This is a genomic window from Enterobacter sp. 50793107 (genome assembly GCF_001463365.1).
GTDB lineage: Bacteria > Pseudomonadota > Gammaproteobacteria > Enterobacterales > Enterobacteriaceae > Enterobacter > Enterobacter cloacae.
Genome location: NZ_LNII01000166.1, coordinates 1 through 23,255 on the forward strand (window position 1 = coordinate 1; position 23,255 = coordinate 23,255).

Consider the following 23,255-nt stretch of genomic DNA (forward strand, 5'->3'; position numbering starts at 1 on the left):
GCACCGGTGATCATGTTTTTAACATAGTCGGCGTGGCCTGGGCAGTCTACGTGTGCGTAGTGGCGAGTCGGGGTGTCATATTCAACGTGAGAGGTGTTGATGGTGATACCACGAGCTTTTTCTTCTGGTGCGTTATCGATCTGGTCGAATGCACGAGCAGAACCACCGTAGGTTTTAGCCAGAACGGTAGTGATTGCAGCAGTCAGGGTAGTTTTACCATGGTCAACGTGGCCGATAGTACCAACGTTGACGTGCGGTTTTGTACGTTCAAATTTTTCTTTAGACACGGCTATATTCCTTACTATAGTGCTCTCCCCTCAGGAGAGAGCACGGGACTTAGGTTTTAATCCTGTGGATTACTTACCACGGGCTTCAATAACGGCCTGAGCAACGTTGTTAGGCGCATCATCATACTTCAGGAATTCCATGGTGTATGATGCACGACCTTTGGTCAGAGAACGCAGCTGCGTTGCATATCCGAACATTTCAGACAGCGGAACTTCAGCGTGGATCTTAACGCCAGTTACTTCGGATTCCTGACCGCGCAGCATACCGCGACGACGGCTCAAGTCACCGATAACGTCACCGGTGTTCTCTTCAGGAGTTTCTACTTCAACCTTCATGATTGGCTCAAGCAGAACTGGTTTTGCTTTCTTAAAGCCTTCTTTAAAGGCAATAGACGCAGCCAGTTTAAACGCCAGTTCAGAGGAGTCAACGTCGTGGTAAGAACCGAAGTGCAGACGGATACCCATGTCAACAACCGGATAGCCAGCCAGAGGGCCCGCTTTCAGCTGTTCCTGGATGCCTTTATCAACGGCAGGGATGTATTCGCCAGGAATTACACCACCTTTGATGTCGTTGATGAACTCGTAACCTTTCGGGTTAGAGCCCGGCTCCAGTGGGTACATGTCGATCACAACGTGACCGTACTGACCGCGACCACCAGACTGCTTAGCGTGTTTACCTTCGATATCGGTAACTTTCGCGCGAATCGCTTCGCGGTAAGCAACCTGAGGTTTACCCACGTTCGCTTCAACGTTGAACTCGCGCTTCATACGGTCAACGATGATGTCCAGGTGCAGTTCACCCATACCTGCGATGATGGTCTGGTTAGATTCTTCATCAGTCCATACGCGGAATGATGGGTCTTCTTTCGCCAGACGGCCCAGAGCCAGACCCATTTTTTCCTGGTCAGCTTTGGTTTTTGGTTCAACCGCGATGGAGATTACCGGCTCAGGGAATTCCATACGCTCCAGAATGATCGGGTGATCCGGGTCACACAGGGTGTCACCGGTGGTCACGTCTTTCAGACCGATAGCTGCAGCGATGTCGCCCGCACGAACTTCTTTGATCTCTTCACGTTTGTTAGCGTGCATCTGTACGATACGGCCAAAACGTTCACGCGCCGCTTTCACGGAGTTCAGGATGGTGTCACCGGAGTTAACCACACCAGAGTAAACGCGGAAGAAGGTCAGGTTACCCACGAATGGGTCGGTAGCAATTTTGAACGCCAGTGCAGAGAACGGCTCGTCGTCGCTTGCGTGACGCTCAGCCGGAGTATCTTTACCGTCGTCCAGGATGCCGTTGATCGCAGGAACGTCAACCGGGGATGGCAGGTAGTCAACTACCGCATCCAGCATCGCCTGAACACCTTTGTTCTTGAACGCAGAACCACAGGTTACCAGGATGATTTCGTTGTTCAGAACACGCTGACGCAGAGCTTTTTTGATCTCTTCTTCAGACAGTTCTTCACCACCCAGGTATTTCTCCATCAGCTCTTCAGAAGCTTCAGCAGCGGATTCGATCAGGTTCTGGTGCCATTCGTCAGCCAGGTCCTGCATCTCAGCCGGGATATCTTCGTATTCGAAGGTAACGCCCTGGTCTGCATCGTTCCAGTTGATGGCTTTCATTTTCACCAGGTCGATAACGCCGGTGAAGCCTTCTTCAGCACCAATTGCCAGCTGCAGCGGAACAGGGTTCGCGCCCAGACGGGTTTTGATCTGACCAACAACTTTCAGGAAGTTAGCACCCATACGGTCCATTTTGTTAACGAACGCGATGCGTGGAACTTTATATTTGTTCGCCTGACGCCATACGGTTTCAGACTGTGGCTGAACACCACCAACTGCGCAATAAACCATTACCGCGCCGTCAAGAACACGCATGGAACGTTCTACTTCGATGGTGAAGTCAACGTGCCCTGGGGTGTCGATGATGTTTACGCGATGCGGTTCGTACTGCTTAGCCATACCTGACCAGAATGCAGTAGTCGCTGCGGAGGTGATAGTAATACCACGCTCCTGCTCCTGTTCCATCCAGTCCATGGTGGCTGCGCCGTCATGAACTTCACCGATTTTATGGTTTACACCGGTGTAGAACAGAATACGTTCGGTAGTAGTGGTCTTACCGGCGTCGATGTGCGCACTGATACCGATGTTACGGTAGCGTGCGATGGGTGTTGTACGAGCCATTTGATTCCTCGTTTGTTTCTTTAGGCGTTCAGTTAAGTAACCCAGAGCGGGCAGCTTCTCTGAAGCGCCCGCCTGGTGACTAATACTCCGAAGGGATTACCAACGGTAGTGTGCGAACGCCTTGTTGGCTTCTGCCATACGGTGAACGTCTTCACGTTTCTTAACTGCAGTACCTTTGTTTTCTGCAGCATCAGAAAGTTCGTTCGCCAGACGCAGAGCCATGGATTTATCACCGCGTTTACGAGCAGCTTCAACGATCCAACGCATTGCCAGGGCATTACGACGAACCGGACGAACTTCAACTGGAACCTGATAAGTAGAACCACCAACGCGGCGGGACTTAACTTCTACAGTTGGGCGAACGTTGTCGAGAGCGACTTCGAAAGCTTCCAGTTCATTTTTACCAGAACGCTGAGCCAGGGTCTCCAGCGCGCTGTATACGATTGCTTCTGCAGTAGATTTTTTACCATCTACCATCAGGATATTTACAAATTTTGCCAGCAGTTCTGATCCGAATTTCGGATCTGGAAGAATTTTACGCTGACCAATGACGCGACGACGTGGCATGGGAATACTCCGTTGTTAATTCAGGATTGTCCAAAACTCTACGAGTTTAGTTTGACATTAAGATAAATCAGTTTGGCCTTACTTAACGGAGAACCATTAAGCCTTAGGACGCTTCACGCCGTACTTGGAGCGAGCCTGCTTACGGTCTTTAACACCTGAGCAGTCCAGCGCACCACGAACGGTGTGGTAACGAACACCCGGAAGGTCTTTAACACGACCGCCACGGATCAGGATCACGGAGTGCTCCTGCAGGTTGTGACCTTCACCACCGATGTAGGAAGTCACTTCGAAACCGTTAGTCAAACGCACACGGCATACTTTACGCAGTGCGGAGTTTGGTTTTTTAGGAGTGGTGGTATACACACGAGTACATACACCACGTTTCTGCGGGCATGCTTCCAGCGCAGGCACGTTGCTCTTTGCAACTTTGCGTGCACGTGGTTTGCGTACCAGCTGGTTAACTGTTGCCATTAAATAGCTCCTGGTTTTAGCTTTTGCTTCGTAAACACGTAATAAAACGACCTCATACAATATGAGGACGCGAAATTTTAGGGCTACGTCGAAAAGGTGTCAAGAAATATACAGCGATCTCAAATCACCAGTTCATTTGACTGGCGTGCGTCACAGTAAGATTGACGAAATCAGTATAGCCAACCACGTCAATTTTGGCTGAAATTTGACCAGAAAGACCCCGCGCATCCAGATCGTCCTTTAGCGCAGAGACAGTTATGGGGGCATTTGTAAGGATTTCAACGAAACGGCTGCCTTCCAGCGCAGCAAGTACGCCATCCTGAATCAGCAGCAGGTCATCACCTTCGCGCAGCATGCTCAGTAGCGTGTCGATATCACATTGCCACGGTGAGCGGCTCAGGGTATGGAGCATGGCAGCCTCAGAAAGTCAGAACAGTGTCGTAGTGAGAGAGTTGTTCGCGCAGCGCAGCAGAAGACAGGCACGTGACATCCAGAACAAAAGGCGTCTTCTCATCTAATCCGCGAGCGGCCAGCGAGTCGGCACACACATAGAAGGTTTCAATGTCGTACAGCGGCAACACTTTAAAGGTGGCGATGTAATCCCGCATCAAAATCGCCTGCGGTTGCTGGCCCGCCAGAAGCTGAAACACCCCGTCCCCTAAAAAGAAGACGCCGATCTCCTCGGTCAATGCAGATGTCGCGAGCAGCGCATCCAGCCCTTCTCGGCCCGATGCGCTACCGTGCGGGGCAGTGGTAAAAACAAACGCTACGCGTTTCATCAGAATTGCACCACTCGGTCACAGGTGAGCGCAGCCTGCGCCAGCGCGCCCAGACCACTTAGCGTAAATCCGGGCTGCAGGTTGGAACCGGCTAAACCAAGACGCGCGGCTTCGGTTGTATCAGCGACACCGCGACGCAGGGCCGCTGCCACGCAGATATGCAATTCAACACCCTGCGTCTCATTTAACGCCTGCCAGGCGCGCACCAGATCAAACTCATCGCTGGCCGGCGACGTAAACTGGTTCGCGTTATAAACCCCTTCCCGATAGAAGAAGACGCTCACCAGTTCGTGTCCGGCTTTTAGCAGCGCTTGGGCAAATTGCAGCGCGCTGCTGGCCTGCTGAGTGCCATACGCCGGGCCTGTCACCATTAACGCAAAACGCATTACTTATCTTGCCCCAGGAAATCACCGCTTTTGAACTGGCGAATATAGAGGTAGACCGTATGTTTGGAAATGTTCAGGCGGTCAGCCACCTGATTGATGGCGTCTTTGATATCAAAAATGCCTTTTTCATAGAGATTCAGCACGATCTGACGGTTCTTGGCGTTGTTCGATACGTTGCGATCGGCATTCACCTCTTCAATCGTGAACTCCAGCGTCTGCGTGACGAGATCCTCAACTGAAGAGGCAAAGTTAACAGAAGAGCCCACGTCTGGCGTTTCAGGCGGAATAAAGGTGCTCATGATTTGCGAGAATGGCACATCAAGGTTCATGTTGATGCACAGCAGTCCGATCACACGATGCTCGCGATTTCGAATAGCAATGGTTTCTGATTTCATCAGCACGCCGCTTTTGGCGCGAGTGAAATAGCATTTGGAGACGCTGCTGTCCGCGCCGGTCATGTCATGCAGCATACGCAATGCAAGGTCGGTAATTGGCGAACCAATTTTACGGCCAGTATGCTCACCATTAGCAATGCGGATGGCGGAACACTTCAGATCTTGCAGGGAGTGCAATACGATTTCGCAGTGGGACCCAATGAGCATCGCTAACCCGTCCACCACCGCTTCGTAGGATTTCAGAATATCGAAGTCGGTCTGGTCGAAAGGACGTTGATCCAGCAAATCAAGTTCACTGGTTTCGTTGGTTAAAAGCGACCTGGACATGAAAAAAACACTCCTTTTCAGGAGCCTGTCGTTAGGTTTTCAGGGCAGGCTCATTATCTACACGGACAACTAAATTAATACAGCGTACCTGGCACTTTCCAGTGTTAATTATATCTGCCCCACAATAAAAAAAACCGCCGCCTTAAAGGCGGCGGTTTTCATTACATTACTTCTTCGCGTCTGCGGCAGCTTTTTGATCTGCCTGCGCTTCTGGTTTCGCATCGGCTTTCGGTGCCGGTTTGATATCCAGCAGCTCTACGTCAAACACCAGCGTAGAGTTGGCAGGGATACCCGGAACGCCGGTTTTGCCATAGGCCAGATCCGGTGGGATAACCAGCTTGATCTTACCGCCTTTCTTGATGTTTTTCAGACCTTCAGTCCAGCCTGGGATCACACCATCCAGACGGAAGGAGAGCGGCTCACCGCGGGTGTAGGAGTTATCGAACTCTTTACCGTCGATCAGCGTACCTTTGTAGTTCACCACGACAGTATCGCTGTCTTTCGGTGCATCACCGGTACCTTCTTTCTCAACTTTGTATACCAGACCGGTAGAAGAGGTTTTTACGCCCTTCTCTTTAGCAAAGGTATCGCGGTAGGCTTTGCCTTTCGCTTCGTTGTCTTTCGCGTCCGCTTCCATCTTCGTCTGAGCGGCACCTTTCACACGCGCTTCGAACGCCTGCAGAGTCTGTTCAATTTCCTGGTCAGACAGTTTGCTCTTATCAGCAAACGCATCCTGAACACCCGCGATCAGCTGAGCTTTGTCCAGTTTGATGCCCAGTTTCTCTTGTTCTTTCAGAGAATTTTCCATGTAACGACCCAGAGATGCGCCCAGTGCGTAGGCAGATTTCTGGTCGTCATTTTTGAACGCCGCTTTGCTGTCTGCAGTTGCAGCAGGCTTCGCAGCAGTATCAGCAGCGAAGGACAGCGGCGCGTTCAGCGCAACAGCCATCGTCGTCGCCAGCAGCGTTACTTTAAACAGTGATTTCATCCATATCTCCAGGGCCTGGGGACTCTCACCCCAGCATTAAACGTAAATGAGCTACGTACTATAAAACGTTGTGGAAGAAATCTACAGACAGACTCTCCCGATTCTCGCCACTTTTAAGACTATTTTTGTTTAAATAAGTTTCTTGCCAAAGGGATGGATACTGCACTAAGGAACAAACTCAGTTAAACTTCGCCGCCGCTGGCCCATTATGGCGAATCAGAAACAGACGAGGTGAATGATGAAGGACACAACGATTGAAGCGAGACTGGCTGAACTGGAAAGCCGCCTGGCTTTTCAGGACATCACCATCGAAGAGCTTAACCAGACCGTGACCGCGCATGAACTCGAAATGGCGAAACTGCGGGATCATATGCGCCTGCTGACGGAAAAGCTGAAGGCTACGCAGCCGTCAAACATCGCCTCACAGTCTGAAGAGACGCCACCACCTCACTATTGAGGCGAAAAAAAAGCGGGATAATCCCGCTTTTTTATTTTCCGTTATACGGAATTAGTGGCAGCCACAGCCGCCGTTACCGCAACCACCTTTACCGTGGTCGTGACCATGGTCGTGGCCATGGCCACCGCAGCAGCCGTCATGGCCGTGATCGTGGTCATGGTCGTGACCGTGCGCACCGTGAACGTGGCCATGAGCCAGCTCTTCTTCGGTTGCTTCACGGATAGCGACAACTTCTACGTTGAACTTCAGGTTCTGGCCAGCCAGCATGTGGTTGCCATCAACCACAACGTGGTCGTCTTCAACTTCAGTAATTTCAACCGGAACCGGGCCCTGGTCAGTTTCCGCCAGGAAGCGCATGCCAACCTGCAGTTCGTCAACGCCCATGAACACGTCTTTAGGAACGCGCTGAACCAGGTTGTCGTCATACTGGCCGTATGCGTCGTTCGCACCTACAGCAACGTCAAATTTATCGCCAACTTCATGACCTTCCAGCGCGTTTTCCAGGCCGGAAATCAGGGAACCGTGACCATGCAGGTAGTCCAGCGGCGCACTCACCGGAGACTCATCAACCAACACACCGTCTTCTGTACGTACCTGATAGGCCAGGCTGACCACCAGGTCTTTTGCTACTTTCATGATATCTCCTGAGCGTGGGAAAATTGCTGGCGCAGATTGTAGCGGAAATCTGCACCCGTGTACCCTTTAGCTTAAAAAAACTCAGGGCATATCGCTAGTCCGGATGAAAAATGCCGATCACTTGCTCTTCTTTGCGTACATGATCGCGCGCTTCTTTGTCGGCCTCACGCATCTGGTGGCCGCACTTAACACACTCAACAACATCAATATTATTTTCACGCCACATTGCCAGAGTATCTTGCGCCTGGCAGGAGGGGCACTTTGCGCCCGCAATAAAGCGTTTACGTACAGCCATATTTGGTTACCCTTTATTCAAATTCGTCCCAGCCGTCCAGCTGGCGTCGTTCCTGCTGCATCTCGCGCTGGAAAATCTCCTCCAGCTCGCGACGCGCTTCCCGCACGCGGGAAATCTGCGCCGTATCCGTGTGTACGGGCATCAGCTCGCGCAGCATTCGCATATCCAGCCGTCGGAAGTGCATCTGGGCCCGCTGCGCCTGATGCGGGTGCATACCCAGCGAAATCAACGCCTTGCGCCCCAGCTCCAGCGCACTGGAAAACGTCTCACGCGAGAAGTGTTTCACACCCGCCTGCAACAGTTCGTGCGCTTCAACACGTCCCCGCGCACGCGCCAGAATATGCAGATGCGGGAAATGCTGCTGGCAGAGTTCGACCAGCTTCATCGTATCTTCCGGATCGTTACAGGTTATGACGATCGACTCCGCCGCCTCCGCACCTGCGGATCGCAGCAGTTCGAGCTGCGTCGCATCGCCGTAGTAAACCTTATAACCATATTTGCGCATCAGGTTGACCGCGCTGATATCCCGCTCGAGCACCGTGATGCGCATTTTGTTCGCCATCAGCAGACGACCAATCACCTGCCCGAAGCGGCCAAACCCCACCACAATCACTTGCGGCTTATCGTCTTCCACCCACGGGGCTTCGTCTTCATCATCAGCCGGGTTTAAGCGGCGCGACAGCAGTTTATCCACCAGCTTCATCAGCAGCGGTGTGGTCATCATCGACAGCGTGACCGTCACCAGCAGAAGCGCCATCTGATCGTCTTTGAACAGTTTCTGGGACGATGCCGTAGAGAACAGCACAAACGCGAACTCTCCCCCCTGGCTTAGCACGCTGGCAAACTGCATACGTTCCGAACTGCGCAGCCCGGATATACGCGCCAGGACATACAGCACCAGCGTTTTCACCGCCACCAGCACAGCCACGCTCACAATAACCCATAGCAGATGGGTATAGAGCACACCGAGATTGAGCGCCATGCCCACCGAAATAAAGAACAGCCCTAACAGCAGCCCTTTAAAGGGTTCGATCGCAATTTCCAGTTCGTGGCGGTATTCGCTCTCGGCGAGCAGCACCCCGGCGATAAACGTACCCAGCGCCATCGACAGCCCCAGCGCGTCCATAAACAGCGCAGAGCCTAATACCAGCAGCAGCGTTGCGGCGGTAAACACCTCACGCACGCCTGACGCGGCGATGAAGCGGAACACCGGCCGCAGCAGAAAACGTCCCCCAATTAGCATGCCCGCAAAAGCCAGCACCTTCATGGAGACTTTTGCCCAGTCAAAGTGATCGTCACCCGGCCCGGCCAACAGCGGCACCAGCGCTAACGCCGGGATCACCGCTAAATCCTGAAACAGCAGCACCGAAAACCCCAGTTGCCCCGACTCACTGCGGTTCATGCCCTTATCCCGCATCAGCTGCAATGCCATCGCCGTTGAGGACATGGCAAGGCCAATACCGCCGATGGTCGCCGCCTGCCACGAAAAGTCAGTGAGCATCAGCAATCCGGCCAGAATGGCCGCACTGAACAGCACCTGCGCCGCGCCAACGCCAAAGATAGAGCGCCGGAGCTGCCACAGCTTTGACGGATTAAGCTCCAGGCCAATGATGAACATCAGGAAGACCACGCCCAGCTCGGAGAAATGGAGAATTTCATCGACATCGCTGATGAATCCCAGCCCCCAGGGGCCAATCGCGATCCCCGCCAGCAGATATCCGAGTACCGCGCCAATACCGAGCCGTGCGGCCAACGGTACAGCCACCACCGCGGCAAACAAAAACAGCACCCCGGCGAGGAGTAAATTCGATCCTTCCATTAACGCCCTCCTGCCGGAATCGGTGATGCCAGCCATTCGCCATACGCTCTGGCGTGGCTCGCCAGCGCCTTCGGATCCTGACGCCGTGCCCAGTAGACAATAATCGGGCTCATCCAGTGCATTCGGCACATCGCCGCCGTCAGTTCAAACGGTCGCAGGATATCGCTCATCGGATAACGGTTAAGGCCATCGTAGCGGTAGGCGCTCTCCGGCTCACCGGTGGTAATCACACTACGCCAGTACTTTCCCGCCAGTTGGTTGCCCCCCACCCCGCTGGAAAACCCCCGGCTCAGCACCCGATCCAGCCACTCTTTCAGCAGGGCCGGACAGCTATAGGTATAGAGCGGATGCTGGAACACAATCACATCATGCTGACGCAGCAATTCCTGCTCGTACGGAATATCGATAAAGAAATCAGGGTAGTGCGCGTAGAGATCGTGCACCGTCACGTTACTGAGCTGAGTAGCCGGCTTAAGCAGGACGCGGTTTGCCACCGAGTCCTGAGATTCCGGATGGGCATACAGCAGCAGCACTTTTGCTGTCTGAGACATCACTCCCCTCCCGGTTCTGTTTCTGTTTTTGTGTATCGTCGTTGTTTTGGGCTACCATGGCGGCCCGGTGCGGAAAATGGCCCACACCTTACATTATCATAATGACAAATTAACATAGTCGGAACATACGGCGCTTCTATGATTGTTTTCTCCTCGTTACAAATTCGCCGCGGCGTGCGCGTCCTGCTGGATAACGCCACCGCCACCATTAATCCAGGTCAAAAAGTGGGTCTGGTCGGCAAAAATGGCTGCGGTAAATCCACCCTGCTGGCGCTGCTGAAAAACGAGATTAGCGCGGATGGCGGTAACTTTACTTATCCGGGAAACTGGCAGCTCGCCTGGGTAAACCAGGAGACGCCCGCCCTGAGTGAGCCGGCGCTCGACTATGTTATTGATGGCGATCGTGAATACCGTAAGCTGGAAGCGGAACTGAACGCCGCCAACGAGCGCAACGATGGCCACGCCATCGCCACCGTCCACGGCAAGCTGGACGCCATCGACGCGTGGACCATTCGCTCCCGCGCTTCCAGCCTGCTCCACGGCCTGGGGTTCAGCAACGAACAGCTTGAACGTCCCGTCAGCGACTTCTCCGGTGGCTGGCGTATGCGTCTTAACCTGGCGCAGGCGCTGATCTGCCGCTCCGATTTGCTGTTGCTCGATGAACCGACCAACCACCTCGATCTCGATGCGGTCATTTGGCTGGAGAAGTGGCTCAAGAGCTATCAGGGCACTCTGATTCTGATCTCCCACGACCGCGACTTCCTCGATCCGGTGGTGGATAAAATCATTCATATCGAACAGCAAAATATGTTCGAGTACACCGGTAACTACAGCTCTTTTGAACGCCAGCGCGCAACGCGCCTCGCTCAACAGCAGGCGATGTACGAAAGTCAGCAGCAGCGCGTGGCGCATCTGCAGAGTTTTGTTGACCGCTTCAAGGCCAAAGCCTCGAAGGCCAAGCAGGCCCAGAGCCGCATCAAGATGCTGGAACGCATGGAGATGATTGCCCCGGCGCATGTGGATAACCCGTTCCACTTTAGCTTCCGCGAGCCGGAGAGCCTGCCAAACCCGCTGCTGAAGATGGAAAAAGTGAGCGCCGGATACGGCGATCGCATCATCCTCGACTCCATCAAACTCAACCTGGTGCCGGGTTCGCGCATTGGTCTTCTGGGGCGTAACGGTGCCGGTAAGTCAACGCTCATCAAACTGCTGGCGGGCGAGCTTAACCCGGTAAGCGGCGAAATCGGCCTGGCGAAAGGCATCAAGCTTGGCTACTTCGCCCAGCATCAGCTGGAATTTTTACGCGCGGATGAATCCCCTATCCAGCATCTGGCACGTCTGGCGCCGCAGGAGATGGAGCAGAAGCTGCGCGACTACCTCGGCGGCTTTGGCTTCCAGGGTGATAAGGTCACTGAAAACACAGAGCGTTTCTCCGGCGGCGAAAAAGCGCGTCTGGTGCTGGCGCTGATCGTCTGGCAGCGCCCGAACCTGCTGCTGCTCGATGAACCGACCAACCACCTCGACCTCGACATGCGTCAGGCGTTGACCGAAGCGCTGATTGAGTTTGAGGGCGCGCTGGTTGTGGTCTCGCACGATCGGCACCTGATCCGCTCCACCACGGACGATCTCTATCTGGTGCACGACGGTAAAGTCGAGCCGTTTGACGGCGACCTGGAAGACTATCAGCAGTGGCTGACGGACGTGCAGAAGCAAGAGAACCAGCCGGAAGAGTCGGCGAAAGAGAACGCCAACAGCGCGCAGGCGCGTAAAGATCAGAAGCGTCGTGAAGCTGAACTGCGTACTCAGACTCAACCACTGCGTAAAGAGATTGCCCGTCTCGAAAAAGAGATGGAAAAGCTCAACGCCACGCTTGCCGCCGTTGAAGAGAAGCTGGGCGACAGCGAACTGTATGACCAGAGCCGTAAAGCGGAGCTGACCGACTGTCTGCAAACCCAGGCGAAGACCAAATCCAGCCTCGAAGAGTGCGAAATGGCATGGCTGGATGCCCAGGAACAGCTGGAAGCGATGCTGCAGGCTGACTGACACGTCGGGAGGGTTATGGGTTTCGATATCACGAGCGACATTACATTCCGTAAGCTCAGCATCTTCATGACGTTTATGGAGAAGGGCAATATCGCGCGTACTGCCGAAACGCTGGGTCTGAGCGGCGTCAGCGTGCATCGTGCACTGCATACTCTGGAAGAGAACGTCCGCTGTCCGCTCTTTACCCATAAGGGACGTAACCTGATTGCCCTTCCGTCCGCCTGGACGCTGCTGGAGTATTGTCAGGAAGTTATGCAGGTGATGGAGCGCGGGCTGGAAGAGTCCCGTAAAGTCGCCGGTATTGGTCAGGGACGGTTGCGCGTCGGCACGCTCTACTCGCTGACGCTGGAAACCGTGCCGCGCCTGATCATGGGCATGAAGCTGCGCCGCCCGGATCTGGAGATGGATCTGACGATGGGCTCTAACGATACGTTGCTGCATATGCTTGACGACGGTACGCTGGACGCGATCCTCATCTCGATTTCCGAAAGCAATATCGACCGCAACAGCCTTGAAGTCCTCCCCCTATTTCATGATGACATTTTCCTGGCCGCGCCTGCCTCTGCCACGCTGAATACCAGCGGGCTGGCGGATTTACGCGATTATAAAGAACAGAAATTTGTATCGCTGGCAGAAGGGTTTGCCACCTATGCGGGGTTCCAGGAAGCATTTCATATCGCCGGATTTGAACCGGAAATCGTCACCCGCGTGAATGACATTTTCTCAATGCTCAGCCTGGTTCAGGCGGGCGTCGGCTTTACGCTGATGCCGGGCAGGATGAAGAAGGTCTACGAAAATTCGGTGCAGCTACTGAAGCTGGCAGAACCATACCAAATGCAGCAGCTAATCGCGATTGTGTTTGCCCGCAACCGCGAGCAGGACCCGAGCCTGCGGGCATTAGCCGCCGAAGGGCGGATGTATGCGCGCAGCCTGCAGGAAAGTGTGTGATACAAAACAAGGCAACCGAACCCGTAGGCCCGGTAAGGCGTAGCCGCCACCGGGATAAAAATTCACGCACGAAGCCTTCCTGCCAGATGCACCGCCACATCCACACCGCTGCGCTCGAGTGATATGGTCTCCCCTTCCCACGCCGCCTGACGTGTCAGGCAGGTCAGGACGCCACCGGGCGGCATCTCGATCGCCAGCCGGGCTTCGCGTTCGTTAGCGGAAATCATCGCCTCCTGCCAGCGCACCGTACGCGCCATGTTCATCGCCAGATCGTCCGCGATCTTTTCCGGCTGCCAGAGCACGCGTCCGGTGCTGCCGCTCAGATACGCACAGCGCGGTCGGGAAAGGGTGACGGCTTCAAACGCCGAGGCCAGCTTTTGTGCCGGCTTCGCCAGCAGTTCACAATGGGATGGCACGCTGACTGCCAGCCTTTGCACTTTGCTCGCCCCCTTTTCCAGAGCGCGTTTTGCCACCTGCGCCATCCCTTCATCGGATCCGGCAATGACGATCTGCGTTTCGGCATTCAGGTTAGCAATATACGTTCCGCTACCCTCGATGAGCTGTTCCACCTGCGGCAGGGTTAAGCCCATGATGGCCGTCAGGCCGTAGCCGTGGGGCCAGGCCTGCTCCATCAGGTCGCCACGCAGCGCCACCAGCTTAAGCGCGTCCGAAAATTCCAGCGCCCCTGCCACTACCGCCGCGGGATAAGCGCCAATCGATAAACCGCTGACGATGTCAGGCGACACGTCACGTCGCTCCAGCTCGCGCGCCCAGGACACGCCAGCAATGAGCAGGGAAAGCTGAACCGCACGGGTATGGGTTAACGAGGCGGCACTGTCCAGCGTATCAACTTCGGCACCCAGCACCTCACGCGCCTGAGCCAGTTCCGTTCCCGGCAGGTTTTGCAGCATACCTTCATGCTGCGTACCCTGCCCCGGAAAGGTAAACAGTATTTTCATCATTCCTCCCTGCGCCATGGGTCTGCCACCAGGCGTGGCCCACGGCGGGTTTTCAGCAGCGTTTTGCCATCGCGCAGCCACTCCGCCAGCGCGAATCCGCCCTCTGGTGTATCCACCTGGGTATCAGCCCGGCACAGCGCACCACTCAACTGCGACTGCCAGGCGGTGAACGCGTCGGGAGATATCGGCTGCGGGGCGCGGATCAGCAGATCAAGATCGCTGTCGGCATGGATCACCGGAATGCCAGTCGCCAGCGCATAGCCGGTGCTGCCGGTTATGCCCCATGTCCAAGGCCATGGCTGCTGCGCAAGCTGTAACGCCACCTGAACCGGTGGCTGGGTGACAAACGGCGAACGCAGCAGATCGGCGGTGACGCACAGCTCTTCAGGTGACACCACGCGTAACACATTCCCGGGCTTCACCCATCCAGCCGCCCGCTGGTCGCGGCGCAGTCCGCGCACGCCAACGGGGATTCGGTCATCGTTATCAACATCACGCCGCACCACCACCGGCAGGCCGGTATGCCAGGCGGCATCCACCCAGGTTTCAGTAATACCTTCCAGCGCGTCGCGCGAGGTAAGCCAGATGAGGTCGTGGGGGCGTAATGTTGTGGTCATGATTACATTCCTGAAGTCAGCGAGATAAACAGCGGCAGCGACAGGATACACAGGACTGAGCTTAACAGCAGTACCGCTTCTGCATCCGGTGACTGCACGCCAAAGCGGTTACCAAACACGACCCCGAAGAAACCCGCGGACAGCGCAATCATCAGAATAGCGGTGATCGCCACGGAGCCGTGCAGACCGAAGATTAAAACGATACCCCAGGCAATGGCTGGCTGGATAAGCAGCTTAGCGATGGTGGAAGTAATCACCATGGTGTTGATCTGCAGCTTACGGGCAGAGAGGATCACCCCGGTCAGGAACAGCGCCGCAGCGGTGGCAGACAGCCCCAACGGTTTAATTGCAGCGAGGATCAGTTCCGGCATTTTGATGCCGATGGCGGATAAAATCACACCCAGCAGAGGCCCCATCACGATCGGTTTTTTAATGGATCGCCACATCAGCACCGGCAGCATAGAGAGGGTTGAGCCGGAGGTATTGCCCTCAGCGCGCGCTTTTTCCCGCTCCAGGATCAGCAGACAGAACGGCGTCATCAGCACGGACCCGCAGGCAATAGAGACCGCCACAGACAGAGACGTGGTAGATCCTTCACCCAGCACGCTGCCCAGAATCGGCAGACCAAGCGCCGCATAGTTTGGCAGCGCGACGGTGAGCGTCAGCACGGCCGCATCCTGAGGGGATTTTTTAAAGACCTTCGTGGCAAGGAAATAGATGGCTGCGTAGGTGATCCACATCGCCAGAGTCAGTACCAGGATCAGCGGCGACTGCGCCACGATACCGGTCCACGGGGTTTGCACGGTCGCGCTGAACAGCGCGGCAGGCAGCGCAAAATCCATGACGAAGATATTGAGCAGGGAAACATTTTTGTTATCGACCATCTTTGCCTTACCGGCCCAGAATCCCAGCAGCATGATGACGAAAATCGGTGCGAGAGCATGAACAATTACGTAAGTCATAAATCACCTGTGATTAAAAAGAAGTAGCACTGGCGCGATGATTATTATTTTCAGGATGCAGCTTCCCGCACGGGCGTAACGGATACGCCCGTGAGGTTGTGCATCTGGCAGGTCTCTTTTTACTTACCAGCTGGCGCGCATACGTTCGCGAACGAGCGCCGAGCTGCGGCGATTGTCAGCACCCAGACGGCTTTTCAGCGTCGGATCCTGACGAGCGTCACTGATGGCCTGTTGCAGGGTGGTTTTCACCAGCGTCAGGTCGCTATCGGATGGGGCATCCGGGTTGCTGATATCCAGCAGGCTTGAGAGCAGCCCCAGCGTGGCGTAGTTGCTGATGTCATACGCCATAGGTGGAATAGTGGCGGCCAGTTTTTCCAGCGCCTCCACGCTGCGCAGGGTGATCCGCGCGGCAGACGCTTTCCCCATGGCATGGATGAGCACGCCTTTATCGTTAAAAGCAATCAGGCGGTTGGCCTGGTAGCCATGCGCCAGAAACGCGCCGGACATGGCTTTACCCACAATCAGGCCAATCACCGCATGACCCGCCAGGCGCGCGTTGGCGTAGGCGGCCGCAGCGCCTGCCAGCGCCTGGTGGATACCAAACGCCTCTTCGCGACGGCCATAAGCCTGGCTTGGGACGTCGATCACCGCCACAATCGGGCGTTTAACGGCTTTATCAGCATCTGCCGCGACGGTTTCGCTGACCACTTTCGCCAGCGTCCAGCCTTCAAGCAGGCCGACTTCCCCTTTCGCCGCGCGCGGGAAGTGGTTGTTGGCATCCGGCACTACGGCGATAAAACGCACCGTTTCACCGTTCAGCTCGCCGTCTGCCGCCTGCACGGACGGGCACAGCCCCTCAATACGTTTGGCGTTCGGGGCGAGGGTTTCCAGCCAGCGTGCGCCACGGCTCATTGCGTTACTCATCATTTCACCTCCCGGGCAAAAAGCGCGTTAATCTGTTCGGCATCGGCCTGTTTGCGGGTGTCGAAATTCATCAGGCGGTTCAGGTAATCGTCGTAGTTATCGGTGCGATGTTTTGCCGGTACGCCTTTGGCGATGGCCTCGTTCATCGCGGCTTTCACCGCATTCACGCCATCGCCGACCAGCGCGTCCACCAGCCCGCTCTGATAGCGCACCTCACCGCCGGTCATGCTCCAGATAAACGGACGGTCGCGGGAGTCGTACTCTTCAATGCCCGCTTCCTGCTCAATAACCTGCGGGCCGTTTAACCCCAGACGCGCTTCGCGGGTCACAATCAGGTAGCTGCAAAGCGCCGCGGCGATGGACATGCCGCCGAAGCAGCCCACGGTCCCGGCCACAATCCCGATAACGGGCGTGTAGCGACGCAGGTCAACAATCGCCGCGTGGATATCGGCAATCGCCGCCAGGCCGAGGTTAGCTTCCTGCAGGCGTACGCCGCCGGTTTCGAGGCACAGCACCGCCTGAGTCGGAATGCCGTTGCGGTTATCTTCCGCCGCCAGCTCCAGCGCTGCTGCCATTTTCGCGCCGGAGACCTCGCCCATGCTGCCGCCCTGGAACGCGCCTTCAATCGCCACGACGACCGCAGGCTGGCCGTTGATAGTCCCTTTCGCGACCACCATGCCGTCATCGGCCTGCGGCACAATGCCCTGTGGCCCCAACCACGGAGAGATAATGCCTGCAAACGGATCCAGCAGTTCGCGGTAGCTGCCCTCGTCGAGCAACGCCTGCGCACGCTGGCGCGCTTTTAATTCGATAAAGCTGCTGTCATCACGCATGGCTCACCCCTTCAAAAACCTGTTCGATACGAATGCGCGCCACGCCCGGCGTCGCGCCAAAGTCGTGGATGGTCAGTTTGCCTGCGGGCAGACTGCTGACGGTCTCCAGGCGGCTGAATAATGCCTCCCAGCGTCCGCGGCTGTTGTCGACGGAGGTGGTGATATCAATGGTTAAGGTCTGGCCCGGTTCGGCGGTGAACAGCACCTCCATATCCCCGGATCCAACTACCCCTGCCAGCGCCCGGCCGCTTAACGTGCGGCTGGCTGGCATGGTCAATGTGATTTTTTCCATAACATCCTCTTAATGCTTTGAATAGGGCGTTTCGACACGGTCAAGAAACAGCGTGGCGGCAAGCAGGTCGGCGGCACCGCCCGGTGAGGCATTGAGCGTCAGCATCTGGCGATCTAACCGCGCCAGCGCCTGCTGCCCCGCGAGCGTTGCGCATCCTCCGGCGTTCAGTACCGCCCGGGCGCCGTTCTGCATGGCGTCCAGCCCCTCCATTCCAGCGCGCGACAGCACGCAGGTATCGGTGAGCGAGGTCATGATTGCCATCAACGCGTCGAGTCTGGCGTTTGTTTCGCTGCTGCCGTTGAGGCGGCTCAGGCGAAGCTGCGGCAGCGCGCGCTGCATGATGTGCGGAAACGCCTGCTGAGCCTCTTCCCGCGCGCCAGGTACGCGGTAGCGGTGCGTGGCGCGTAACCCCTTACTGAACACCTTCGGTGCCGCGTCGTCCGGGAGTTTCGCCAGCTGTGCGGCGGTGTTAGCGACGGTTTGCGCGCGGGCATCGCCGCCCAGCATCGCCACCGCGCTCACCAGCAGTCCCAGCGCCCAGATTGCGCCACGGTGCGTATTCACGCCGTCGGTGGCGATCATCATCTGCCGTTCACCTTCACGGCCAAGGCGGCCAACGGTTTGCCGTAGGGCAATATCCGCCGGACGCTGCCAGCTTTGCTGCGCCAGCGCCTGAAACGTGGAGGTCAGGCTGTGCGCGGAGCGCTCCATCAGCGCAAGCGATAAATCGTGGTGCGCACCGTTCCCCCGACTGTCCACCAGACCGGGTTTCGGGCTTAAGCGTGCTTCGTCAATCAGACACTGCGTGGCGGTTCGCGCCAACCATTCGGCACCGCCTTCAACCTGAATCTGGGGCAGTAGTGTCATTACCAGCTCCGGAATTTCGCAGGTGGGTTGTAGAGACCGCCGGACCACTCAACGAGGTCAGCCACGCTGCCCGCCGCCAGCAGAGAGCGGGTGGCATCGGTACGGCGAATCCCCATGTCTTCCGGGTACACGACCTTGCCGCTCTGGCGCAGTTCCGCCACGCGTCTGGCATCCACGCCCAGACCGATATCGGTGATACCGGCCACGGCTGCGACCATGGCGCGACGCTCTTCCAGATCTTTTGCCCGGTAGAGGTAGGCAATCCCCTCTTCCGTCAGCACGTGGGTGACGTCATCGCCGTAAATCATCACCGGTGCCAGCGGCATGCCGGAGGCTTTCGCCACGTCAACGGCGTCCAGTTTTTCCACGAAGGTGGGCTTCACGCCCGCCTGGAAGGTTTCCACCATCTGCACAACCAGTTTTTTACCGCGTTGCATCGGGTCGGGTTCGGTGATCATGTTCAGCCAGGCCGGAGTGGCGTGGCGACGGCCGTGTGGATCATGGCCCATGTTCGGCGCGCCGCCGAAGCCGGAGAGACGACCGCGGGTCACCGTTGAGGAGTTGGCGTAACCATCCACCTGCAGGGTTGAGCCGATAAACATATCCACGGCGTACTGGCCCGCCAGCTGGCAGAAGGCGCGGTTGGAGCGCATGGAGCCGTCAGCACCGGTGAAGAACACGTCCGGACGGGCGCGGATGTACTCTTCCATCCCCAGTTCGCCGCCGAAGCAGTGCACGCTCTCCACCCAGCCGCTTTCAATTGCCGGGATCAGCGTCGGATGCGGGTTCAGCGTCCAGTGTTTACAGATTTTGCCCTTCAGGCCGAGCTGTTCACCGTAGGTGGGCAGCAGCAGCTCAATTGCCGCGGTGTTAAAACCGATCCCGTGGTTCAGAGACTGCACCTGGTGTTCAGCGTAGATGCCTTTGATGGCCATCATCGCCATCAGGATATGTTCCTGTTTGATCAGGCGCGGGTCGCGGGTAAACAGCGGTTCGATAAAGAATGGCTTGTCGGCCACCACCACGTAGTCAATCCAGGAGCCTGGGATATCAACGCGCGGCAGGTCGCATTCGTCGTCCACCAGCTCGTTAACCTGTGCGATGACGATGCCATCGTGGAACGCGGCGGCCTCCACCAGCGCTGGAGTATCTTCGGTACTTGCCCCGGTGTAGAGATTGCCTTTGCGGTCTGCTTTAAACCCGGCGATCAGCGCCACGTTTGGTGAAAGGTCGACGTAGAGACGCGAATACAGTTCGATATAGGTATGAATAGCACCGATTTCGAGTTGACCATCCTCCAGCAGCTGGGAGATGCGCAGGCTCTGTGTGCCGGAGAAGGAGAAGTCCAGCTTACGGGCAATGCCCTTCTCAAAGATATCCAGATGTTCACTGCGGCCAACGCTTGGCATGATCATGTGCAGGTCATGCACAATTTGCGGGTTTACTTCGGCCAGCGAGCGGGAAAGAAAATCCGCCTGCTTCTGGTTGTTGCCTTCCAGAACAACCTTATCGCCTGGCGCGATCAGCTTTTCCAGCATGGCGACAAGGTCGCCGGTTGGCAGAACCTTGCCCTGCACCGGTACGGAGGCCAGACGACGCGCTTTTTCGCTGCGTCGGGTGTTCCATTGCCGGGTGGGTATTTGCCCAGATAACATTATTAACCTCCTGATTCAGCACATCATTTTGATTTGCTTAACGCTGAGTAAAGTCTGCACCCTGGCGGAAAAGGCATCAATTAAGCGTAGAGTGGAATCATTAGCCTGAGAGTAATAATCAAGGTAAATATTTGTGATCGGGATCAGTTCATGCTTCGGAAAACCAGGCTAAACGGGGTACAATTCGGAAGGTATAGTAAATTTCTGACAAGAATCAGCATCGCCCTTATGACCCAAATCATTCCCTCAGACTTCGACCTCACCGCCGAAGACAGCACTGATTTCGTGCCCATGCGCGGCGTGGCCAACTGCCACCTGCAGACCATGCTGCCGCGCCTGATCCGCCGCAAGGTGCAGTTCACTCCGCACTGGCAGCGGCTGGATTTGCCGGACGGTGATTTTCTGGATCTCGCCTGGAGCGAAGATCCCGAACAGGCGCGCCATAAACCCCGCCTGGTGGTGTTTCACGGTCTGGAAGGCAGCCTGCATAGCCCGTATGCCCATGGGTTAATCCAGGCGGCAAAAGCGCGCGGCTGGCTGGGCGTGGTGATGCATTTTCGGGGATGCAGCGGCGAGCCGAATCGTCAGAAACGCATCTATCACTCCGGCGAAACCGAAGATGGCACCTGGTTTTTGCACTGGCTGCGGAATAATTTCGGCACTGTGCCGACGGCGGCGGTGGGCTATTCGCTCGGCGGAAATATGCTGGCCTGTCTGCTGGCTAAAGAGGGAGACGCGGTACCGCTGAATGCCGCGGTGATTGTCTCTGCCCCCTTCATGCTGGAACAGTGCAGCTACCACATGGAGAAAGGCTTTTCCCGGGTCTATCAGCGCTATCTGCTCAACCTGCTAAAAGCCAATGCGGCGCGCAAGCTGAAGGCCTATCCGGATACCCTGCCAGTAAGCCTGCGACAGTTGAAAAAGGTCCGCCGCATTCGTGAGTTCGACGACCTGATCACCGCCAAAATTCATGGGTTCGCCGATGCCATTGACTACTATCGTCAGTGCAGCGCCATGCCGCTGCTCAGCAAGATCACTCAGCCGACGCTGATCATTCACGCGAAAGATGACCCGTTTATGGATCATCACTCCATCCCTGCACAGGAATTTCTGCCCGACAACGTTCACTACCAGCTGACCGAGCACGGCGGTCACGTGGGGTTTGTCGGCGGAACGCTGCGTCGCCCGAAAATGTGGCTGGAGACGCGCATTCCTGACTGGTTAACCCCTTACCTGGACGGTGCAACATGATTATCCCCTGGCAGGATCTGGCGCCCGAAACGCTCGATAATCTGATTGAAAGCTTTGTCTTGCGTGAAGGCACCGATTATGGTGAACATGAACGCTCGCTTGAGCAAAAGGTCAACGATGTTAAACGCCAGCTTAAAAGCGGCGACGTGGTGCTGGTGTGGTCTGAACTGCATGAGACGGTCAATATCATGCCCCGCAACGCGTTTCACGGCTGATCTTTCAACCTTTCCAGTCAGGGAGTTGCTATGTCTGCCAGACATCCGGTTATTGCCGTTACGGGGTCGAGTGGTGCGGGAACCACCACCACCAGCCTCGCGTTTCGCAAGATTTTCGCCCAGTTGAATCTCCGCGCGGCGGAGGTCGAAGGCGACAGCTTTCACCGCTATACGCGCCCGGAGATGGATATGGCCATCCGCAAAGCGCGTGATTTGGGCAAACACATCAGCTACTTCGGCCCGGAGGCCAATGACTTCGGCCTGCTGGAGCAAACGTTTCAGGAGTACGGCCTAAGCGGCAAAGGCCAGTCCCGCAAGTATCTGCACACCTACGACGAAGCCGTTCCCTGGAATCAGGTCCCGGGCACCTTTACCCCCTGGCAGCCGCTGCCGGAACCTACCGACGTGCTGTTTTACGAAGGATTGCACGGCGGCGTGGTGACGCCGCATCACGACGTGGCGCGACATGTGGATCTGCTGGTCGGCGTGGTGCCAATCGTTAACCTGGAGTGGATCCAGAAGCTGACGCGAGACATCAGCGAACGCGGCCATTCGCGTGAGGCGGTGATGGATTCGGTCGTTCGCTCAATGGAAGATTACATCAATTACCTGACACCACAGTTTTCCCGCACCCACATCAACTTCCAGCGTGTGCCGACGGTGGACACCTCCAACCCGTTCGCGGCCAAAAGTATCCCGTCGCTGGATGAAAGCTTTGTGGTGATCCATTTCCGCAATCTCGACGGCATCGATTACCCCTGGCTGCTGGCGATGCTGCAGGGTTCGTTTATTTCTCACATGAATACGTTAGTGGTGCCCGGCGGAAAAATGGGGCTGGCGATGGAGCTGATCATGACGCCGCTGGTGCAGCGGTTGATGGAAGGGAAACAGATCGCATAATCATATTCCCTCTCCCGGTAGGAGAGGGTTAGGGTGAGGGCATCAACACGCACGATGCCCCATTAATCACGCCTCGATCACTTCATACGAATGGGTAATTTTTACCGCTTTCTCCAGCATTAACGCCACAGAGCAGTATTTTTCCGCAGACAGATTCACCGCGCGTGAGACGGCAGCATCTTTCAGCGCGTTCCCGGTGACAACAAAATGCAGGTTAATGTGCGTGAACAGGCGTGGCGCCTCTTCGCGACGTTCTGACGTGAGCTTGACTTCACAGTCGGTCACATCATGACGCCCCTTTTGCAGAATCGACACCACGTCAATCGCGCTGCATCCCCCTGCCGCCATCAGCACCATCTCCATTGGGCTGGGTGCTTTATCGCCGGAGTTACCGTCCATCAAAATCTGGTGTCCCGACGAGGACTCGCCCAGGAACGTTAAACCTTCTACCCATTTCACGCGCGCTTGCATATTCATTAGCTCCAACGTTGCATTTTTGGTGACAGATTACGCGTGCGTTACATTTCTCGCAATGGAAGGCGACCTGCGTCATGCTGAAGCGAGACACCAGGAGACACGCGGCGAAAGCTATGCTAAAACACTCTGGATGCTACAGTAATACATTGACGTTACACATGTATGCAGAG

Annotated in this window: 28 protein-coding genes; 6 read left to right on the forward strand and 22 right to left on the reverse strand. The window is 56.1% G+C overall.

Annotated features, from left to right (window positions below; translation table 11 throughout):
• The 9 genes from APU11_RS23335 to fkpA form a co-directional block, all read right to left on the reverse strand.
• Positions 1-287, reverse strand: a 287-nt coding sequence (locus APU11_RS23335; RefSeq protein WP_029946957.1) for a GTP-binding protein, incomplete at its 3' end; no start/stop codon positions are given.
• 69 nt (positions 288-356) lie between these two features.
• On the reverse strand, positions 357-2,471 hold the full coding sequence (gene fusA, locus APU11_RS23340; protein WP_029882142.1) for an elongation factor G: 2,115 nt from the start codon (positions 2,469-2,471) through the stop codon (positions 357-359).
• 96 nt (positions 2,472-2,567) lie between these two features.
• Positions 2,568-3,038, reverse strand: coding sequence for a 30S ribosomal protein S7 (gene rpsG / locus APU11_RS23345; RefSeq protein WP_003861706.1), 471 nt, complete (start codon positions 3,036-3,038; stop codon positions 2,568-2,570).
• 96 nt (positions 3,039-3,134) lie between these two features.
• The gene (gene rpsL / locus APU11_RS23350) at positions 3,135-3,509 is read right to left on the reverse strand and encodes a 30S ribosomal protein S12 (RefSeq protein ID WP_000246815.1); all 375 of its coding nucleotides are present in this window, start codon (positions 3,507-3,509) and stop codon (positions 3,135-3,137) included.
• A gap of 124 nt (positions 3,510-3,633) precedes the next feature.
• Positions 3,634-3,921: a sulfurtransferase complex subunit TusB gene (tusB, locus tag APU11_RS23355; protein WP_013099033.1), complete on the reverse strand. Its 288-nt coding sequence runs from the start codon at positions 3,919-3,921 to the stop codon at positions 3,634-3,636.
• Between the two features lie 7 nt (positions 3,922-3,928).
• Complete coding sequence (tusC, locus tag APU11_RS23360; protein WP_048972831.1) at positions 3,929-4,288, reverse strand: sulfurtransferase complex subunit TusC; 360 nt, start codon at positions 4,286-4,288, stop codon at positions 3,929-3,931.
• Positions 4,288-4,674 (reverse strand): sulfurtransferase complex subunit TusD, encoded by a 387-nt coding sequence (tusD, locus tag APU11_RS23365; protein WP_048972832.1) that lies wholly within the window; start codon positions 4,672-4,674, stop codon positions 4,288-4,290. Before tusD ends, tusC begins: the two co-directional genes overlap by 1 nt.
• Positions 4,674-5,396 (reverse strand): transcriptional regulator, encoded by a 723-nt coding sequence (locus APU11_RS23370; protein WP_003861697.1) that lies wholly within the window; start codon positions 5,394-5,396, stop codon positions 4,674-4,676. The genes tusD and APU11_RS23370 overlap by 1 nt, the downstream gene beginning before the upstream one ends.
• A 166-nt stretch (positions 5,397-5,562) precedes the next feature.
• On the reverse strand, positions 5,563-6,384 hold the full coding sequence (gene fkpA, locus APU11_RS23375; protein WP_013099036.1) for an FKBP-type peptidyl-prolyl cis-trans isomerase: 822 nt from the start codon (positions 6,382-6,384) through the stop codon (positions 5,563-5,565).
• Positions 6,385-6,622: 238 nt separating this feature from the next.
• On the opposite strand from fkpA, the gene APU11_RS23380 reads away from it, so the two are divergent.
• Complete coding sequence (locus tag APU11_RS23380; protein WP_003861693.1) at positions 6,623-6,841, forward strand: protein SlyX; 219 nt, start codon at positions 6,623-6,625, stop codon at positions 6,839-6,841.
• Between the two features lie 51 nt (positions 6,842-6,892).
• Here APU11_RS23380 and slyD read toward each other — a convergent pair whose 3' ends face one another.
• From slyD to kefG, 4 genes are all read right to left on the reverse strand, one after another.
• Complete coding sequence (gene slyD, locus APU11_RS23385; RefSeq protein ID WP_013099037.1) at positions 6,893-7,477, reverse strand: peptidylprolyl isomerase; 585 nt, start codon at positions 7,475-7,477, stop codon at positions 6,893-6,895.
• Between the two features lie 94 nt (positions 7,478-7,571).
• Positions 7,572-7,772 carry a YheV family putative zinc ribbon protein gene (locus tag APU11_RS23390; protein ID WP_013099038.1) on the reverse strand — a complete coding sequence of 67 codons (201 nt, stop codon included), beginning with the start codon at positions 7,770-7,772 and terminating at the stop codon, positions 7,572-7,574.
• 13 nt (positions 7,773-7,785) lie between these two features.
• Complete coding sequence (gene kefB, locus APU11_RS23395; RefSeq protein WP_020690480.1) at positions 7,786-9,591, reverse strand: glutathione-regulated potassium-efflux system protein KefB; 1,806 nt, start codon at positions 9,589-9,591, stop codon at positions 7,786-7,788.
• Positions 9,591-10,142, reverse strand: coding sequence for a glutathione-regulated potassium-efflux system ancillary protein KefG (gene kefG, locus APU11_RS23400; protein WP_029882146.1), 552 nt, complete (start codon positions 10,140-10,142; stop codon positions 9,591-9,593). Before kefG ends, kefB begins: the two co-directional genes overlap by 1 nt.
• A 138-nt stretch (positions 10,143-10,280) precedes the next feature.
• Here kefG and APU11_RS23405 point away from each other — a divergent pair, with 138 nt between their 5' ends.
• Both APU11_RS23405 and APU11_RS23410 read left to right on the forward strand, forming a co-directional pair.
• Positions 10,281-12,185 carry an ABC transporter ATP-binding protein gene (locus APU11_RS23405; RefSeq protein ID WP_013099041.1) on the forward strand — a complete coding sequence of 635 codons (1,905 nt, stop codon included), beginning with the start codon at positions 10,281-10,283 and terminating at the stop codon, positions 12,183-12,185.
• A 15-nt stretch (positions 12,186-12,200) separates the two neighbouring features.
• Positions 12,201-13,133: a LysR family transcriptional regulator gene (locus APU11_RS23410; protein ID WP_058650502.1), complete on the forward strand. Its 933-nt coding sequence runs from the start codon at positions 12,201-12,203 to the stop codon at positions 13,131-13,133.
• Positions 13,134-13,195: 62 nt separating this feature from the next.
• On the opposite strand, the gene mdcH is transcribed toward APU11_RS23410, so the two are convergent.
• The 8 genes from mdcH to mdcA form a co-directional block, all read right to left on the reverse strand.
• Positions 13,196-14,092, reverse strand: coding sequence for a malonate decarboxylase subunit epsilon (mdcH, locus tag APU11_RS23415; RefSeq protein ID WP_058650503.1), 897 nt, complete (start codon positions 14,090-14,092; stop codon positions 13,196-13,198).
• Entirely contained in the window at positions 14,092-14,709 is a 618-nt protein-coding gene (locus APU11_RS23420) for a malonate decarboxylase holo-ACP synthase (protein WP_047024195.1), read from the reverse strand. The genes mdcH and APU11_RS23420 overlap by 1 nt, the downstream gene beginning before the upstream one ends.
• A 2-nt stretch (positions 14,710-14,711) precedes the next feature.
• Positions 14,712-15,671: an AEC family transporter gene (locus tag APU11_RS23425; RefSeq protein WP_058650504.1), complete on the reverse strand. Its 960-nt coding sequence runs from the start codon at positions 15,669-15,671 to the stop codon at positions 14,712-14,714.
• A gap of 123 nt (positions 15,672-15,794) precedes the next feature.
• Entirely contained in the window at positions 15,795-16,595 is an 801-nt protein-coding gene (mdcE, locus tag APU11_RS23430; protein ID WP_045295074.1) for a biotin-independent malonate decarboxylase subunit gamma, read from the reverse strand.
• On the reverse strand, positions 16,595-17,428 hold the full coding sequence (locus APU11_RS23435; protein ID WP_013099047.1) for a biotin-independent malonate decarboxylase subunit beta: 834 nt from the start codon (positions 17,426-17,428) through the stop codon (positions 16,595-16,597). Before APU11_RS23435 ends, mdcE begins: the two co-directional genes overlap by 1 nt.
• A complete protein-coding gene (gene mdcC, locus APU11_RS23440; protein ID WP_029882152.1) occupies positions 17,421-17,720 on the reverse strand; it encodes a malonate decarboxylase acyl carrier protein in 300 nt (99 codons plus the stop codon). The genes APU11_RS23435 and mdcC overlap by 8 nt, the downstream gene beginning before the upstream one ends.
• A 9-nt stretch (positions 17,721-17,729) precedes the next feature.
• The gene (locus APU11_RS23445; protein WP_013099049.1) at positions 17,730-18,587 is read right to left on the reverse strand and encodes a triphosphoribosyl-dephospho-CoA synthase; all 858 of its coding nucleotides are present in this window, start codon (positions 18,585-18,587) and stop codon (positions 17,730-17,732) included.
• Complete coding sequence (gene mdcA, locus APU11_RS23450) at positions 18,587-20,242, reverse strand: malonate decarboxylase subunit alpha (RefSeq protein WP_013099050.1); 1,656 nt, start codon at positions 20,240-20,242, stop codon at positions 18,587-18,589. The genes APU11_RS23445 and mdcA overlap by 1 nt, the downstream gene beginning before the upstream one ends.
• Before the next feature lie 228 nt (positions 20,243-20,470).
• Here mdcA and APU11_RS23460 point away from each other — a divergent pair, with 228 nt between their 5' ends.
• From APU11_RS23460 to APU11_RS23470, 3 genes are read left to right on the forward strand one after another with little or no spacing between them, the layout of a single operon-like run.
• Positions 20,471-21,493 (forward strand): hydrolase, encoded by a 1,023-nt coding sequence (locus APU11_RS23460; RefSeq protein ID WP_045295038.1) that lies wholly within the window; start codon positions 20,471-20,473, stop codon positions 21,491-21,493.
• Positions 21,490-21,708: a YheU family protein gene (locus APU11_RS23465; RefSeq protein WP_013099053.1), complete on the forward strand. Its 219-nt coding sequence runs from the start codon at positions 21,490-21,492 to the stop codon at positions 21,706-21,708. Before APU11_RS23460 ends, APU11_RS23465 begins: the two co-directional genes overlap by 4 nt.
• A 30-nt stretch (positions 21,709-21,738) precedes the next feature.
• Positions 21,739-22,608: a phosphoribulokinase gene (locus tag APU11_RS23470; protein ID WP_013099054.1), complete on the forward strand. Its 870-nt coding sequence runs from the start codon at positions 21,739-21,741 to the stop codon at positions 22,606-22,608.
• A 66-nt stretch (positions 22,609-22,674) separates the two neighbouring features.
• On the opposite strand, the gene APU11_RS23475 is transcribed toward APU11_RS23470, so the two are convergent.
• A complete protein-coding gene (locus APU11_RS23475; protein WP_058650505.1) occupies positions 22,675-23,079 on the reverse strand; it encodes an OsmC family protein in 405 nt (134 codons plus the stop codon).
• Between the last annotated feature and the right edge of the window lie 176 nt (positions 23,080-23,255).